Origin of the sequence: Leptolyngbya sp. AN10 (assembly GCF_050565645.1) — a bacterium.
Taxonomy (GTDB): domain Bacteria; phylum Cyanobacteriota; class Cyanobacteriia; order Leptolyngbyales; family Leptolyngbyaceae; genus Leptolyngbya.
The window spans coordinates 34312-50073 of sequence record NZ_JBNXVP010000012.1; the positions used below are offsets into that span (position 1 = coordinate 34312).

Here is a 15762-nt window from a genome sequence, read left to right on the forward strand (position 1 = left end):
CTCTTATGAAGTTCGCTCCGCTGATTTGCGCCTCGCTTGCTTGGTCGATTGCAGTTCAAACGCTCGCAGTTCACGCTCAAACTCCGCTTCCCCTCCCCCCTCGCACTCAGCCTACTCCGCTTCCATTCCCGCCTCGTACAACGACTCCCGCCCGTCCGACCCAAGCTCCCGCCAATGGTGGAATTTGTCCCGCACAATTGGGCAGTCGATTGGATCAAATTGTCGATCGCTTACCCGCAAATTGGAGTGTATTGGTTCAAACTCAGGGTGCTCCCGGTGCTAGACGGAACTTGTACGCTCGCAATCCATTCACCCAACTCGCGCCCGCCTCGAATAACAAGATTTTTACAACCGCTGCTGCATTAACTAAATTGGGTGCACAGTACCAAATTCGCACTCCTGTATTTGGAAATAGCAACACTCCAGACTTAGTAACGCTGCGAGTCATTGGTCAAGGTGATCCCAGTTTTGGAACGGCTCAGTTAAATTCCCTGACGCAACAACTCCGACAGCGTGGAATTCGGCAGGTCAATCAACTGATCGGAGATGACACGGCATTTCGAGGAGCCGAATTTAATCCGAATTGGAATCCCAATCATCGGGGTGAACCTTATGCGCCGCTGATTAATAGTTTGATGCTGAATCAGAACAGCACTTACTCTTATGCGATCTCGAATCCAGGCAACTATTTTGTAGGAGAGTTTCGCAGTCGGTTATCAAGTGCAGGCATTCAGGTGAAAAATTCGACACTTGTAAAACGAACTCCTGCACCTGCCGGAGAAGTTGAATTGGCTTCTATCAGTTCACCACCTTTATCGACTTTGATTCTTGCCACCAATCGAGATAGTGATAATGCCTACGCCGAAGCCTTGTTGAAAACCTTGGGGCGTTTGCAAGATCCGAACAGTTTAGACACAACCACCAGCGGAGTTGCAGCCGTTCGATCGATTCTCACCGAATTAGGCGTGAATCCGAATCGATTCCGGATGGTCGATGGTTCAGGACTCGCTGCCAGCAATCGAGCCAGTGCAGAAGCGTTTGTGCAAACTCTGCAAGCGATGGCACTGAGACCTGATGCAGCAACGTTTCGTCGATCGCTTCCGGTTGCAGGCACGAGCGGCACTTTGAGCAGTCGATTTCAGGGAACACCCGCGCAAGGAATTGTGTTCGCCAAGACCGGAACAATTTCGGGTGTAGTGGCACTATCGGGGTATGTGACTCCGCGAAATTATTCGCCGATCGTCTTTAGTATCTTGGTGAATTCTGGCACTCCTGCTTCGACCGTTCGAGCTTCGGTAGATAGTTTGGTCGTGGCACTGACGCGATTGCAGAATTGTTAGAAGCTCGATCGTATAGCAGTATCTACTTTAGTTAGGACACTTCTAGCAAGCCCCCCAACCCCCAAGTTTGGGGGAGCAAGAGTCTTAAGCCCCCAGAATTGGGGGTTTGGGGGCAACTTCGAGGATGTCCTAATCTAAACTTCTACTGCTATAGAAGCTCGATCGTAGTTTCCACAATAAAAAAGCCCTTCAAATCGAAGGGCTAAAACACATTATTTGACTGCATTACACACCAGCATGTCCAAGTGCTAATGCGGTCACAAGCATTCCAAACACTAAAAACGGTTGAGCACTGGCTTGATATTTGACATCGTTCTGAATCGGATCGCGCAAGAAATACATATCCTGGAATGTAATCTGCGGAATAATCAGCAAGATCAATAACGTTGCATAGAGATTTTGACCGATCGACATCAGATAAGCCGCAACGCCACCTTGAAATACATCGATCATCGCCACACAAATCCAAGCCGCTGTAGAAACACCAAACATCACAGGCAAAGATTTTAAGCCCAATGCTTTATCGCCTTCTACACTCTTGAAATCATTGACGATCGCAATTCCCAGTCCCGAAAAACTATAGAACAGCGTCAGTACAATAATCGTCGGATTCAACTCTCCAAATAGCGCATGACCTGTCCACCACGGAATCGCGATATAGCTTGCACCGAGCGCATAACAGCCAAGCCAACCATTTTGTTTCAGCTTCAAAGGTGGCGCGGAATAGATATAAGACAAGAATGAACCCACGATCGCCAAAACGGTAATCGTCGGAAATTCATGTCCTGCCCAGCGATCGAGCACATACGCTAAACCAATTCCACTAAAAAGCAGCAACCAAATCTGAGTGACCACTTGCGGTAGAGAAATTGCACCAGAGGGAATCGGACGATAGGGTTCATTGATCGCGTCAATTTCTCGATCGTAGTAATCATTCAAAATCTGCGTGTAACCTGTCAGCAAAGGACCTGCCAACAGCATACAAGCCGCAGATTTCAGCACATCTTCTAAAACCCAGTGATAGTTACCCGATGAAGCCGCACCGCACAAGATTCCCCACATCAGCGGAATCCAAGTAATCGGCTTCATCAGTTGCAGTCGAATCTTCCAAATTGAGGACTCTTTGACATCAGCCCCTTTCATACCAAGAAGCTGACGAGTTTTAGCAGAGCGATTCTCTGCGTCGGGGGTCGTTGTCAGGTCAGGAGAATCTGTCATAAAAAGGTTAGAAAGAAATAATGAGATAACCGTCTTGGAATTTTGCGCCTGTTACAGGTTGTCCCCGCAGTGCCGCAGGCAAGTCAATGTTTCGTCGCTGGTCGCCTGCTTCGATCGTGATTTCTGCGCCGTTTTGACTGAGCTTGACTTGCTTCTTATCAAATCCTGGTAAGAATAAGCTTACTTTCCTTTCGGCTACATTGACCGCGATCGGGCGAGGTGCTTCAGAGGTTCGATCGAAGTCTGGCAAAGCATCAATCATTGGTTGCCAATCATTCACAGGTTGAGTGGGAACCGTCGAAACATTTAGCGGCTGGAACGTTTCACCGAGTGCAGCAGAATCCGTCGATCGATTCAAAACAACGCCTGCCACGGTTAATCCAACTTGTTGAGCACTGCCCCAAAGATATTTTGCCGAAGCGATCGAGCTTTCATCATCCGTTGTGACCAAATACGCCGCCATTTGTTTCGGATCATTCACCGCCCGTTTGCCTTGCTCTAACAAGTCATTCACTTGTCCGGTCGGTTGAGCAAAGTTATCGCCCATGAAATTGACGTTATTGAAAACAGCCGCCGCCACAGGTTGAATAAATGGCGAGATCGTTCTGCCTAGATCCGAATCAATAAACAGTTGGCGGAAACGACGAATGTACCAGCTTGCCACTTCAGCGGTTCCGATCATTCGCAGCGTATTTTGATCGCCCGTTCCGTCATACACGATCGCATCATACCGATTACTTTGATTAAATTCTCGCAGCGCATTCAACGCCAGCAATTGATCCAATCCAGGAAAAATGCCCAATTCCTGACCGAACACATTTTTGAAGAACGGCGATCGAAGATATTGCGCCTCCAGCTTTTTCACATCTTCCCAACTGCGCTCTAATAAAGTCGCAGTTTGAAGCTGAACCGCGCTTAAATTCGGTGAAATCTCTTGGGGATCAGCACCAATAGAACTTCCCAATGCCAAACTAAATGCCGGACTCGAATCTTGTCCGACCAGCAACACGCGCTTACCCTGGTTCGCCAACTTCTTCGCGGCTGCGATCGCGATCGTCGTTCGTCCAGTGCCGCCCTTACCCAAAAACGTCAATATAAAAGCCATATCCAATATCCGATCATTGAGAGGAGTCAGAACCCAAAAAATAAGTCCCAACTCCCCTATGGTATCGACCGATTACTCGTACTGTTCGAGTTCGTCCTCAAAAAACCAAGTGGAATACTTATCATCAAACTGAACTAGCATTCCGACCCCTTGCCCATCCACCACTTTGAACTGGCGAATCACACCGATCGCACCGAGCTTTTTAACCACTTCTTGAGGGACGCGATCGCGCAACCGACGAACGCGAACTTTTTGACCGATTTCCATTACCATTTCTGCTACTTGACCATCCTGAAGTGTACCAGAATGTTGCAGCGTATTAAGCACAGGTCAAGCCAGAACTCGCCAAACGTGGGGTGATCCCCCTCATCGGTCAGCCCCCAATTAAACTGTCAAGTGTAAGAACACGATGAATTTGAAACGCTGACTCTATCAGTATTGTTAGGAGTTCTGAACGCAAAGGCGGGAACATTAGGGCAAGCTACAGAAGTAACGACGGAAGTACAGAAATTTGAAGCTTCCTTGACTATTGCCTAAATTAGCCCTGAACAGGATCAGCGTGAGGCATCACCATGTCGGTTAATGTGAAAACTTTTTTGAGATCTCCTCTACGAGTTGGGGCGTGTCTCACCGCAACCGTAACGCTTGTAGGAACCGTGTATGCGCTGAGTCATCCTCGATCGATGGTGAAACGTGCAGAGTCCGCGCAATTGATTCAAGCGAACCGTTGTACAACAATCGTGTTCGATGATCAACCGCCCTTGAATGTGCGACAAGCGCCGAATGATCGATCGGGAAATATTGTTGGAGCACTGAATAATGGGGAAGTGCTCACTGTAGTCGGAGAACAAGATGGTTGGCTGAGAATCACGGCTCCGACAGTTGGCTGGGTATACGAAAGGCGGACACTCAGAACTTGTGAAGGCGATCCACCCGCTGCAACATTGACTCGAAAGCAGGTGAGTGATCCCGTGTTAGCCACGCTTCCCAATGAACCTGGCACTCAGCTTTATCGAGAGGCAATTTCTAAATATCAGAGCGGCAATTTGACAGGTGCGATCGTGTTATTGCGATCGATTTCAGCAGACAGCGCAGCGTATGAACCTGCTCGAATTGCTCTGAGAACAATGCCGCAAACCTGGAATCAGGCAAAAGCAAAATATAAGAATGCACTTGCAGCCCAAGAGCAAAGACGGTGGGGTGACGTTATTGTGATTGCAACGGATTATCCGGATATTCGGCACTGGCGAGAGAAATTAGCACCGATCGTGAAGAAGGCGACTCGAATGCACCATTTCACGACAAATAAAGCAATGCAATAGAGCCTTTGGCATGAATAACAGCGGAATGTGCCAGTCGTTTTTGGAGCGGCTGGCATTGTTGTTGGGAAAGTGTGGGATTTGTAAATTTTGGTGTGTTCGTTAACCCGCAATTCCGCCCGGAAATGAATCTCCGGGCTAATGGAGGGAACCCCACTGAAGTGGGCTGAAACCGCAATCTGAGGGGGCTTCAGCCTCCTTTCTTCCATTAGCCCGGAGCGTTTATCTCCGGGCGGACTCAATCGCAGCGACAAACCATCATCGACCCAAGATTCTAGACAGACGCACCCTACACCCTCTGTAATGTCTTATTTGCTATCTCGCACGAACCGCAATTTAAATAATAAAAACCGACAGTCTTCCTGAGAAATCTGTCGGCCAGTCGTGTGTTCCCTGTTGATGACTCGGCTAAAGTTGAGTCTTCTACAGTATGTCTGTGGTTAATGATACCTTGAGTGATCGAGATCACACAAGTCTGTGATTCTGATCACAGCTATCCTAGTTTCCGCTCATTGCAGCATCGAAGCGGCGATTAATTTCTTCCCAGTTCAAGACATTCCACCAAGCATTGAGATATTCCGGACGACGGTTCTGATATTTCAAATAGTAGGCGTGTTCCCAGACATCGTTTCCAAAGATCGGGGTGTGTCCTTCTGTGAGCGGGTTATCTTGGTTCGGGGTGGAAACGACTTTAAGATCGCCTTGACTAGAGCGGACTAACCAAACCCAACCGCTACCGAAGCGCTTTGTGCCTGCCTCATTAAATTGCTGCTTAAAGGCATCAAAGCTACCAAAGGAACTATTAATTGCTTCGGAGATCGCACCATTTGGTTCGCCGCCGCCATTCGGTCCCATAATTTCCCAGAACATGGTGTGATTCACGTGACCGCCTGCATTATTGCGAACCGCAGCCCGAACATCTTCAGGCACTTGGTCGAGGCTGGTGACGAGTTCTTCAACCGACTTGCTTTGCAGATCGCTGTATTTGTCGATCGCAGCATTCAGATTATTCACGTAAGCCGCATGGTGCTTGTCGTGGTGAAGCTGCATCGTGGTCGCATCAATGTACGGCTCTAGAGCGTCATATCCATAAGGCAGCGGTTTCAATTCAAAAGCCATGAGAAAAAATCTCCTAAATGTGTTGTCAAGAAAACTTGTTCGCTGGTGTGTCGTTTCAGCTTTGATTCTTAAATCATAGTCAGACTGAGTTTGACTTGCATTAGTGCTAACCGTACAAAAACCGAATTGAACGGCTCGATCGCGCTGTCCTAATGCTTTTTCAATACTGGAAAAATCTAGAAAATTCTTTCTCTACACTTGGGCTTAAATTACTGACTTTTATTCTCATTAAAAGAAAGGCAATAAAAAAGGGGCTTTCCGCCCCCAGTGCTCGTTCTAATTCCGTTCCACGCACCGAACAAAAATCTCTACCCCCATACCGAGCGCAGTTTCATCAAAATCAAACCTGGGATGATGATGCGGAAAATCGAGTCCAATCCGCGAGTTAGCAGAACCCAGAAAGAAGTAGCATCCTGGAACTTCCTGCAAGAAAAAGGACATATCTTCGCCGCCCATTGTTTGACAATTTGGAACCACACCTAGCGGAGATTCGACGACGGTTTCTGCCACCGATCGCACTAAATCTGCGATCGCGCCATCATTAATCACGGGCGGATACAACGATTGATAATTCAATTCATACGTCGCTCCATGTGCCTGACAAATGCCCGCTACAATCTGCTCAATCCGCTGTTTGAAATATCCCGCATAATTCGGATTGAAATAGCGCACAGTGCCTTTAAGACGTGCTGAGGCGGCAATTACATTACAAGCATTACCCGCGTGAAATGCGCCGACAGTGACAACCGCAGATTCGATCGGATCAACATTTCGAGCCACGATCGTTTGGAGCGCGTTCACAATTTGAGAACCGACGACGATTGAATCGATCGTTTGTTGTGGAATCGCGCCATGTCCACCTTTGCCGAGAATCACTAACTCAAACGTTTCCACTGCCGCCATTAATGCCCCAGTGCGAACGCCAACCGTTCCAAGTGGCAGGTTATTCCACAAATGCAACCCGATAATGGCATCAACATCAGGATTTTTCAAAACCCCTGCTTCGATCATCGGTTTCGCGCCTCCAGGACCTTCTTCGGCAGGCTGAAAAATAAATTTCACCGTTCCCGAAAAATCTCGATGCTGAGATAAGTAATATGCGGTTCCAAGGGCGATCGTCACGTGCCCATCATGTCCACAAGCGTGCATCAATCCATCATGCTGCGACTTATACGGCACATCATTTTGCTCTTGAATCGGGAGCGCGTCCATATCGGCTCGAATTGCCAACACCCGACCCGGACGATTTCCCTCGATCGTGGCAACAATTCCGGTTTTTGCAATTCCGGTTTCGTGCGGAATCTGCCACTGTCGCAGTTTTTCAGTAATAAATTCCGCCGTTAACTCTTCTCGAAAGCCAAGTTCTGGAAATTGATGAATCTGTCTGCGCCATGTCACGAGTTGGGCTTGAAGCGATCGTATCTCCAATCGAATCTGCGATAAATCAACCGATGGCGAACTAAGAAACGTTGAAACCATAATTAGAACCTTTGCAATGCGGCAATCTATTGTGTGATCCCAAAGATTTTCTCTGAATTCATCTTGTGAGATCTCCACTATCGCAAATTTGGCAAACAGCGGGAAAATTATCAGAGCAATTAGAACCATCTGAACTGCGATTTTTAATTGCCTTAATACTGAAGATTGCTACAGGTATTCAGATAAGAATTTTGAGCAACTAGACCAGTCTTACAAACAAGATTAGTAAATCAAATTGGCATTCTTTCTGACATGAAACGGATGCGATCATAAATGTCTCGATCGCCGTTCTCAGTCTGTAACCGCAACGCTTCTCCACGTCATTCTCCAAGCAAAGCGCAGTAACGATCTCGCCATTCGAGGCTACGTGATTCGACTGATGTTGCTATTTACAACCATTTACGAACGCGATTCGCTTTGCCAAAATCTCGACATGGGAAAAGCAGGAAAGGCACTACGACAAGTACTCTCGACCTATGGGATCAGCCAAAACCGATTGGCGGTCACAATGGGAATCAATCGATCGACTGTGCATCAGTGGGTCAACGAAATCAGTGATCCCCTGGCTGAAGCCGTCACGCACATGATCAAAGCGTTGCGAGAAATCAATAGCACTGCTGCGGAAGACTTTATCGATTTGTATCTCGAACGTCAATCTTCGCAACCTTCATCCGATCCGCCTGAAGACAATCTGTAATTCTGCGTTATCCATCGTTAAATAGTGCTAGAAAACGATAAGACAGGTCTGATGTAATACGGCTTACGATCCAGAACACCGATCGCGCTTTGAACGTTAGGATACGCTCTGTCCACTTATGAGTTCGATTTTTGGGCGGATTCGGTTTTTCTGGGAATCAGACAAGCTACAGCATCAAGCCCCCGGAATTCTCAGAATTCATTGTTTAAGAAAAGCAAAGAGATCTTCAACCTATGACCTATACTTCAACTGTCAATCCGGCTGACAGACTGAGTGCGCGTTTACCCCAAGCCCTTAAGCCTCTGGCGGAAATCGCCTATAACTATTGGTGGTGCTGGAATCCGGATATGATTTCGCTCTTTCAGTCGATCAATCCCGATGAATGGGAACGCTGCGGGCACAATCCGATCGCACTACTGGAAACGATCAGCTTCGATCGTTTAACGCAATTGGCTTCTGAACCGAACTACATGAGTCGGCTCAAAGACCTTGCCGAACAATTTAACCAATATGTAAATTCAACCGATACGTGGTCGAGCCGCATTGCTCCTCAGATTACACGGGATCACCCAATCGCCTATTTCTGTGCAGAATTCGGACTACACGAATCCTTGCAAATCTATTCTGGTGGTCTCGGCATTCTAGCTGGGGATCATCTGAAATCAGCTTCTGATTTGGGTGTTCCGCTGGTTGCAGTTGGATTGCTCTATCGCCAAGGTTATTTTCGTCAAAAACTAAACCAAAGCGGTTGGCAAGAAGACTATTACATCAACAATCCATTTGAGCATTTACCGCTGCAATTGTTGACGGATGCGAATGGTCAGCCCCTCGTGTTTGAAGTGCTGGTGCGGCATCGCAATGTCAAAGTTCAAGTTTGGAAAGCGCAAGTCGGACGAGTCAGCTTGTTCTTGATGGATACCGATCGAGAAGACAATGATCCCATCGATCGCTGGCTGACAGGTCACTTGTATGGCGGTAATCAAGAGACTCGGATTGCTCAAGAAGTGATTCTTGGTATCGGTGGCGTTCGGGCACTTAAAACGGTTGGAATTGAACCCTCGGTCTATCACTTGAACGAAGGACACGCCGCATTCTGTTTGCTCGAAGTCTGTCGCCAAGAGATTCAGAAGACGGGTAAATCTTTCTATGACATTGAAAAACCAGTCCGCGATCGCTGTGTGTTCACGACTCATACGCCTGTTCCCGCAGGTCATGACGTGTTCTCAGCCGATTTGATGGATTCGTTCTTCGCCAAGTACTGGGGAGAATTAGGACTGTCTCGCGAACAGTTCCTTGCACTGGGCGCACGTCGATTGGGCGATCCCTGGGAGCCGTTTGGCATGACCGTGTTGGCATTAAGATTATGTCGATCGGCAAATGGCGTGAGTGAACTACACGGCGAAGTGTCGCGCAAAATGTGGACCGTTCTCTATCCTGAAAAGAGCGAAGACAATGTGCCGATCGGGTACATCACGAATGGGGTTCATGCTTCGACTTGGACTTCTGCAATGATGGCGGATCTATACCGCAAGTATCTGGGTGAAGACTGGACAACGAAAGTACTTGATCCCCAAACTTGGGCGAAGATCGACAACGCACCTGACGAGGAAATTTGGTGGAGACATCAAATTCTCAAAGAACGGTTAGTGGCTCATACTCGCCAGAAAGTGAGAATCTCCCGACAAAATCGGAACGAAGATTGGAGCTTGATCCAAGCAACCGATCATTTGCTTGATCCGAAGATTCTAACGATCGGCTTTGCTCGTCGATTCAGCCCTTACAAGCGGGGCGATCTGTTGCTAAGAAATGTTGAGAAAGCACTTCAAATCTTTAGCAATGATGAGCGTCCAGTTCAGATTATCTTCTCTGGTAAAGCTCACCCTGCTGACGAAGAAGGCAAACGGATCATTCAGCGAATTATGGAATGGTGTAAGACTCATTCAAATGTTCGCGATCGCGTTGCATTCATCGAAGACTACGATATGCACACCGCCCGTAAATTGGTGCAAGGAGTTGATGTCTGGCTGAACAATCCCCGCAGACCTTTGGAAGCTTCGGGAACCAGTGGTCAGAAAGTCTGCTTCAATGGTGGGCTGAACTGTAGTGTGCTGGATGGTTGGTGGTGTGAAGGCTACTTAACCGATGCCAATGGAAAACCGTTGAATGGTTGGGCGATCGGGGAAGATGCTCACACCAGCGATCAAGCATTACAGGACAAGATCGACTCTGATTCACTGTATGATCTGTTGGAAAACCAAATCATCCCGCTCTACTATGACCAGGATGAAAATGGTGTGCCACATGGTTGGATTCAGATGATGAAAGCCTCGATTAAGACCAACTGCCCCGCATTTAATACGCATCGCATGATCGCGGATTATGTGGCTCAAGTGTATGCTCCAGGTGTTAAGTCGAATGTGCCACTAACTTTGGCGAAAGTGCCACAAAGTTAGGGTACTAATCACTCAAATCTAGCCCGCTCAATTCCTTGAATGTTTGGAGTTGGGCGGTTTTTTTAGATTAAGCTTTTGATTCTGCATTATCCTTAACAGAATTAGCAGGCTGATTCGTCCCAAGAATCGCTTGCCGAAATCCAAGAACGACTAGAATATTCGACAGCGTGAGAAACGATTCTGCGCTGCCATGAAGCCAATCTACATCTGCTAATTGTTTCCCATAATGCACTTGAGCATAGATTCCCGCAGGAATCGTAATCGCTACAAATACAAGTGTCATGTAGAAACCAATCAAAGCAAGACGCGGGGTTTTTTGCGATCGCGTTAAAAACCACAAAAATCCCAAATACGGAAACAACGAGATTGCAAATAAAGTTTCTTTAGAAATCATGATTCAATCTTTTCTCTAGAACGCCAAATCCACCAGCCCGCCGCACAGCAAGTACAATTTCCCACGACTGTCATCGCGGCTTGAAGCGTCACGAGCCAATCGAGCGCAGGCGGATTATCGAAGAAATGCCAGGTACAGGCACACATCGCACTGACAAGCGCAGGAAGCATTCCGAATGAAAGCGATCGCCAAACTCGATCGCCGCTAATATCCGCATAGCGCCAAATCAGCCAAATCGCCGCAATCCATTCAATCACGCTAGAAATATGGATAATCCAAGTGGGAATTGAGAGAGCCGTCATAGTAGAGTGAAAGACACTCGTTCAATTCTAGAAGGTCTGCGCGATCGCTAGTCTATGAATTTCCAAGTTTCAGCCAGTTAAACAAATCACCCACGGTTATTTGCAAGGCTGACATAAAAGCAGGGACCGGAAGTAACTGTTCTGACTCTTGAAGGAACTCTGGTTGTTGACCGGATGGATAAGCAAAAATTGATTTCATCTTTGGGTCAATCAACCATCCCATTTGAGAGCCAAACTTGAGACAATGCAAAATGTTTGCGGTCACTTTTGACTGATTCTGATCTGGGGAAAGAATCTCAATTGTCCAATCAGGAGCAGCATTGAACGCATTTGCAATATCTCCCTCTTCATCTAAGGGAATTCGACCCCAGGTAAAGACGGCAATATCAGGAACAATCGATCGATTGCCAAAGGTGCAGCGTAATTCTGGAAGCGCTAACGCAATCTGTTCTGATTCAGCAACGCGATTGATCTCTGTGACGAGTTTTCCCTGTAGCTTGCTGTGCTTTCCTTGCGGCATGGGTTTCTGTATCAATTGACCTTCGATATATTCAGTCGCAGGCTTGGTTTCTGGAAGCTGCAAAAACTCTGCCAGCGTTAGCGTTTTTTCAGAAGTTTGCACGATCGTCAATTCCTCAAGTTGCTGCTAATTTGAGATATTTCACTATAGTAGAATGAACTTAGTGTCTGGGCATTACAGCAATGCGGGGTAATTCAGATGACGATCGCAACTTATCGGTGGGAGATCGACCGTTATCACCGAGCCGTAGAAGCTGGCGTATTTGAGAATCAAGCTGTCGAATTATTGAGAGGGGAATTGGTACTGATGTCACCTGAAGGAACTCCTCATGCCTACTACAGCGATCGAGCGGCTCGTTATCTTCGACAATTGTTAGAGCTTCCGGAGTTGGCTTATGTGCGAGAAGCAAAGCCCATTACACTGCCGAATCATTCTGAGCCAGAACCGGATATTGCGATCGTTCAACCGCTGGATCAAGTTTATCTAGAGCATCATCCTTATCCTGAAAATGTATTCTGGATTATTGAGTATTCGCAGTCAAGCCTGACCAAAGATTTAGGAATTAAAAGCAAGATTTATGCAGAAGTTGGTATTGCTCAATATTGGGTGATCAACCTGAAAGACAAGCAACTGATTGTGTTTCGTGATCCAGAAGATGGAGAGTATCAATCAAAAATGGTACTAACAGAAGGTGTGATTACTCTGCTCTCTTTTCCGAATATTCAAGTCAATGTTCGTCGATTGATTACAGTTTAGATGTTTCATAATGAGCGCGATTGCTCACTTTATTTCTGGGTCGCTCTTGAAAAAATATGAATAGCCTAAGTGGGAATTGATAGAGCCGTCATAGTACAGTTAATGTCACCTGTTCAATTCTAGAGGTTCCGAGCGTCGCTTATGCGGGCAGTTCTGTGTGGCTACTATGGCATGGGGAATGGCGGCGATGAGGCGTTACTGGCTTCATTACTGCAAATGTTACCGAATCACGTTGAGCCGATCGTATTATCGGGTGATCCCGTTCAAACCCGCGATCGCTATCACGTCGAAGTGTGCGATCGTAAATTTCTGCCTGCGGTCGTAAATGCGCTCCGAACTTCTGATGCGTTTATTTGGGGTGGCGGAAGTTTGATGCAAGACTCCACCAGCGCAATGAATCCGATTTATTACGGGGGGTTGATGCGATTGGCTCAGATGATGGGACTGAAAACGATCGCTTGGGCACAAGGAATTGGACCGCTTAAACGATCGTGGGTGAAATCTTTTACGCGATCGACGTTCAAACATTGCACCCAAGTTAGCGTTCGCGATCGAGCTTCGGCTGCATTGCTCCACGATTGGCAGATTCCGTTCACTCTCGCACCTGATCCAGTTTGGGCAATGGAATCCTCACCAGTCCAGGGCTTGTGGAATTTACCTGCTCCGAGAGTTGCCGTGAATTTGCGATCGCACCGTCATTTAACTCCAGAACGCTTAGAAGTTTTTACTCGTGCTTTGGTCAATTTTCAGAAAGCGACTCAGACTTGCATTCTCTTACTTCCGTTTCAAGCGAGTCAGGATTTTGCGATCGCTCAGTCACTCCACGAACAATTACCCGAAACCAGTCACATTCTGCAAATCAAACAACCGCAAGAATTGAAAGGTGTGTTTCGAGGTGTGGAAATGACGATCGCGATGAGACTTCATGGACTAATCATGGCAGCCGCAGAAGGATGTCGCTGTTTTGGATTGAGCTATGACCCGAAAGTGACTCAACTCATGAGCGATCTGGACATGGCAGGAGGTGCGATCGCAGATTTGCCCACAGATGCAAATGAGTTGAGTCGAATGTGGATCGATTTATATGCAAACGGAGATGCACTTTCGGATGATCAAATTCATTCGTTAATCGATCGTGCATTGTTCCATCAAGCAGTACTAGAACAAGCCTTAGAGGATGTTTGAGGAGTATAAAAAGCGGCTTTGCTGCGTTGCCAGTCCGCCCGGAAATGAATCTCCGGGCTAATGGAAGAAACTCCGCTGAAGCGGACTGGGAGCACAACCCGGAGTTCTTAGCCCAGTTTAGTGGGCTTTCCTGATTAGCCCGGAGATTCATTTCCGGGCGGGCGAATGCGATGAACAATTGCCTTTCAAACACCCTCTTAGAAAGCACTCACGGTTAAGCTTCCTGGTTTGGATAAATCACCGTGAAGTTTCACCCCTCGATCGTTTGCTGCCAAGTGCCGCACAATCTTATAAATCGACTCCACTTCATCTGGTTTATCCGCTTTGATTGCGAGAGTTTGCAATGGAATTGGCGTTTTTTCTTGCTGCAACACTTCCATCACTTTGCGCTGAATGTCGAGAACCACCGCAGCCGCTTTTTTACCCGCTTCGACACCCGGTTGATGATAGGCATTGATATTGACTAAGAAGCCGTAAAAACCGACTGCTCGATCGTATAAAGCAATCAAAGCACCCACGTGACGCGGCGTAACTTCAGGAATCGTTACGGTAATGGAATCCCGATCGTTCTCATACAATGCTTTGCGTGTTCCTTGAAGCAAGCCAGAGAGATAATCGCCGGAAGTGACACCCGGTTCAACGTCGATCGAAGAGTGCGATCTGTCTTTCAGCACCTCAATAAACGTCAAGAAGAAATTCGGCACACCTTCACGCAACTGTTGTACGTAAGCGTGTTGATCAGTACTGCCTTTGTTTCCATAAACTGCAATTCCCTGATGCACAGTATTGCCATCAAGGTCTTTCTCTTTCCCTAGCGATTCCATCACCAACTGTTGCAGATAGCGGCTGAACAACAGCAAACTATCTTTGTAGGGCAGAACTACCATATCCTTTTTGCCCTTGCCGTCTCCGGAATAGTACCAAGAGAGCGCCAATAACGCGGCTGGATTCGATTTCAAATCTGGAACGCGAGTCGCAATATCCATTTCTCGCGCACCTTCGAGCATTTCTTGAATGTGAATTCCTTGAAGTGCTGCGGGAACAAGTCCAACTGCTGACAGTTCCGAAGTCCGACCACCAACCCAATCGTGCATTGGGAATCGAGCTAACCAGCCTTCCGATTCTGCTAATTGATCGAGTTGACTTCCTCGACCCGTAATCGCGATCGCGTTCTTACTAAAGTCCAATCCCTTCTGCTTGAACGCATTCTGAACTTCAAGCATTCCATTTCTCGGTTCTGGAGTGCTGCCAGACTTAGAAATCACAATCACCAGCGTTGTACTTAAGCGATCGCTTAATTCTTCCAATCGTCGATCGATTCCTGCCGGGTCAGTATTATCAATAAAGTGAATCGCCAATGGAGCTTCTCCACCTAATGCCTCAGCGACAAATTGAGGACCTAACGCTGATCCACCAATGCCGATCGACAAAATATCTGTAAATTTTCCAGCATTCAACGGGTGGATCGCACCCGAATGAATATCGCTGGCAAAAGATTCAATTGCCGCGATCGTATCAATAATATCCTTCTTCAAATCTTCGTTCGGTGCAAGATTGGGATCTCTCAGCCAATAATGTCCGACCATCCGATTTTCGTCTGGATTTGCGATCGCGCCTGCTTCGAGGTCTTTCATCTGGACAAAGGCTTGCTCGAATTTGGGCAACATCGACTCGACAAAGCGATCGTCAAATCGCATTCGGCTGACATCCAAATATAGCGATAAGCCATCGTGATAATACAGCCAGTCTTGATACCGTTGCCAAAGTGCTGAAGCAGTCATAACCGTCGTCCCTCTTGTAGCTCTGTTGCTAGTTTATAAGCCGTTGGGGAGTCGGGAATAGAGAGAAGGGAAGATTTAAGAAAGTGAACTCGAT

The 15762-nt window shown here is 47.2% G+C and carries 15 protein-coding genes; 6 read left to right on the forward strand and 9 right to left on the reverse strand.

Annotated features, from left to right (window positions below; genetic code table 11):
* Positions 1 to 5: 5 nt before the first annotated feature.
* A complete protein-coding gene (dacB, locus tag ACQ4M5_RS17995; protein ID WP_430677033.1) occupies positions 6 to 1340 on the forward strand; it encodes a D-alanyl-D-alanine carboxypeptidase/D-alanyl-D-alanine endopeptidase in 1335 nt (444 codons plus the stop codon).
* A gap of 225 nt (positions 1341 to 1565) precedes the next feature.
* Here dacB and chlG read toward each other — a convergent pair whose 3' ends face one another.
* The 3 genes from chlG to petP all read right to left on the reverse strand — a co-directional run bounded on the left by chlG (position 1566) and on the right by petP (position 3990).
* A complete protein-coding gene (gene chlG / locus ACQ4M5_RS18000) occupies positions 1566 to 2558 on the reverse strand; it encodes a chlorophyll synthase ChlG (protein ID WP_430677034.1) in 993 nt (330 codons plus the stop codon).
* Positions 2559 to 2565: 7 nt separating this feature from the next.
* Positions 2566 to 3663, reverse strand: a complete 1098-nt coding sequence (locus ACQ4M5_RS18005) for a Get3/ArsA fold putative tail anchor-mediating ATPase NosAFP (RefSeq protein WP_430677035.1) — start codon at positions 3661 to 3663, stop codon at positions 2566 to 2568.
* Between the two features lie 72 nt (positions 3664 to 3735).
* A complete protein-coding gene (gene petP, locus ACQ4M5_RS18010) occupies positions 3736 to 3990 on the reverse strand; it encodes a cytochrome b6f subunit PetP (protein ID WP_430677036.1) in 255 nt (84 codons plus the stop codon).
* A 245-nt stretch (positions 3991 to 4235) separates the two neighbouring features.
* Here petP and ACQ4M5_RS18015 point away from each other — a divergent pair, with 245 nt between their 5' ends.
* Positions 4236 to 4985, forward strand: a complete 750-nt coding sequence (locus ACQ4M5_RS18015) for an SH3 domain-containing protein (RefSeq protein WP_430677037.1) — start codon at positions 4236 to 4238, stop codon at positions 4983 to 4985.
* Positions 4986 to 5480: 495 nt separating this feature from the next.
* Here ACQ4M5_RS18015 and ACQ4M5_RS18020 read toward each other — a convergent pair whose 3' ends face one another.
* Both ACQ4M5_RS18020 and ACQ4M5_RS18025 read right to left on the reverse strand, forming a co-directional pair.
* A complete protein-coding gene (locus tag ACQ4M5_RS18020) occupies positions 5481 to 6101 on the reverse strand; it encodes a superoxide dismutase (protein ID WP_430677038.1) in 621 nt (206 codons plus the stop codon).
* Positions 6102 to 6377: 276 nt separating this feature from the next.
* The gene (locus ACQ4M5_RS18025; RefSeq protein ID WP_430677039.1) at positions 6378 to 7580 is read right to left on the reverse strand and encodes a M20 metallopeptidase family protein; all 1203 of its coding nucleotides are present in this window, start codon (positions 7578 to 7580) and stop codon (positions 6378 to 6380) included.
* 379 nt (positions 7581 to 7959) lie between these two features.
* On the opposite strand from ACQ4M5_RS18025, the gene ACQ4M5_RS18030 reads away from it, so the two are divergent.
* Positions 7960 to 8277, forward strand: coding sequence for a helix-turn-helix domain-containing protein (locus ACQ4M5_RS18030; protein ID WP_430677040.1), 318 nt, complete (start codon positions 7960 to 7962; stop codon positions 8275 to 8277).
* A 233-nt stretch (positions 8278 to 8510) separates the two neighbouring features.
* Positions 8511 to 10730, forward strand: coding sequence for an alpha-glucan family phosphorylase (gene glgP / locus ACQ4M5_RS18035; RefSeq protein ID WP_430677042.1), 2220 nt, complete (start codon positions 8511 to 8513; stop codon positions 10728 to 10730).
* Between the two features lie 67 nt (positions 10731 to 10797).
* Here the strand turns inward: glgP and ACQ4M5_RS18040 are convergent, their stop codons facing one another.
* From ACQ4M5_RS18040 to ACQ4M5_RS18050, 3 genes are read right to left on the reverse strand one after another with little or no spacing between them, the layout of a single operon-like run.
* Positions 10798 to 11124 carry a DUF3593 domain-containing protein gene (locus ACQ4M5_RS18040; RefSeq protein ID WP_430677043.1) on the reverse strand — a complete coding sequence of 109 codons (327 nt, stop codon included), beginning with the start codon at positions 11122 to 11124 and terminating at the stop codon, positions 10798 to 10800.
* Positions 11121 to 11426, reverse strand: coding sequence for a DUF2499 domain-containing protein (locus ACQ4M5_RS18045; RefSeq protein ID WP_430677044.1), 306 nt, complete (start codon positions 11424 to 11426; stop codon positions 11121 to 11123). The genes ACQ4M5_RS18040 and ACQ4M5_RS18045 overlap by 4 nt, the downstream gene beginning before the upstream one ends.
* A gap of 52 nt (positions 11427 to 11478) precedes the next feature.
* Positions 11479 to 12048, reverse strand: a complete 570-nt coding sequence (locus ACQ4M5_RS18050) for a Uma2 family endonuclease (protein WP_430677045.1) — start codon at positions 12046 to 12048, stop codon at positions 11479 to 11481.
* Between the two features lie 96 nt (positions 12049 to 12144).
* On the opposite strand from ACQ4M5_RS18050, the gene ACQ4M5_RS18055 reads away from it, so the two are divergent.
* Positions 12145 to 12702 (forward strand): Uma2 family endonuclease, encoded by a 558-nt coding sequence (locus tag ACQ4M5_RS18055; RefSeq protein WP_430677046.1) that lies wholly within the window; start codon positions 12145 to 12147, stop codon positions 12700 to 12702.
* Positions 12703 to 12843: 141 nt separating this feature from the next.
* Positions 12844 to 13887 (forward strand): polysaccharide pyruvyl transferase CsaB, encoded by a 1044-nt coding sequence (csaB, locus tag ACQ4M5_RS18060; protein ID WP_430677047.1) that lies wholly within the window; start codon positions 12844 to 12846, stop codon positions 13885 to 13887.
* A gap of 197 nt (positions 13888 to 14084) precedes the next feature.
* Here csaB and ACQ4M5_RS18065 read toward each other — a convergent pair whose 3' ends face one another.
* On the reverse strand, positions 14085 to 15668 hold the full coding sequence (locus ACQ4M5_RS18065) for a glucose-6-phosphate isomerase (protein ID WP_430677048.1): 1584 nt from the start codon (positions 15666 to 15668) through the stop codon (positions 14085 to 14087).
* Positions 15669 to 15762: the final 94 nt, after the last annotated feature.

Bases quoted from the DNA above. Each gene is read 5' to 3' on its own strand.
- ACQ4M5_RS18030 (WP_430677040.1), top strand. From the start codon at position 7,960: ATGTTGCTATTTACAACCATTTACGAACGCGATTCGCTTTGCCAAAAT.
- ACQ4M5_RS18025 (WP_430677039.1), bottom strand. From the start codon at position 7,580: ATGGTTTCAACGTTTCTTAGTTCGCCATCGGTTGATTTATCGCAGATT.
- csaB (WP_430677047.1), top strand. From the start codon at position 12,844: ATGCGGGCAGTTCTGTGTGGCTACTATGGCATGGGGAATGGCGGCGAT.
- ACQ4M5_RS18040 (WP_430677043.1), bottom strand. From the start codon at position 11,124: ATGATTTCTAAAGAAACTTTATTTGCAATCTCGTTGTTTCCGTATTTG.
- ACQ4M5_RS18045 (WP_430677044.1), bottom strand. From the start codon at position 11,426: ATGACGGCTCTCTCAATTCCCACTTGGATTATCCATATTTCTAGCGTG.
- ACQ4M5_RS18020 (WP_430677038.1), bottom strand. From the start codon at position 6,101: ATGGCTTTTGAATTGAAACCGCTGCCTTATGGATATGACGCTCTAGAG.
- ACQ4M5_RS18015 (WP_430677037.1), top strand. From the start codon at position 4,236: ATGTCGGTTAATGTGAAAACTTTTTTGAGATCTCCTCTACGAGTTGGG.
- dacB (WP_430677033.1), top strand. From the start codon at position 6: ATGAAGTTCGCTCCGCTGATTTGCGCCTCGCTTGCTTGGTCGATTGCA.
- ACQ4M5_RS18055 (WP_430677046.1), top strand. From the start codon at position 12,145: ATGACGATCGCAACTTATCGGTGGGAGATCGACCGTTATCACCGAGCC.
- glgP (WP_430677042.1), top strand. From the start codon at position 8,511: ATGACCTATACTTCAACTGTCAATCCGGCTGACAGACTGAGTGCGCGT.
- chlG (WP_430677034.1), bottom strand. From the start codon at position 2,558: ATGACAGATTCTCCTGACCTGACAACGACCCCCGACGCAGAGAATCGC.
- ACQ4M5_RS18005 (WP_430677035.1), bottom strand. From the start codon at position 3,663: ATGGCTTTTATATTGACGTTTTTGGGTAAGGGCGGCACTGGACGAACG.
- ACQ4M5_RS18065 (WP_430677048.1), bottom strand. From the start codon at position 15,668: ATGACTGCTTCAGCACTTTGGCAACGGTATCAAGACTGGCTGTATTAT.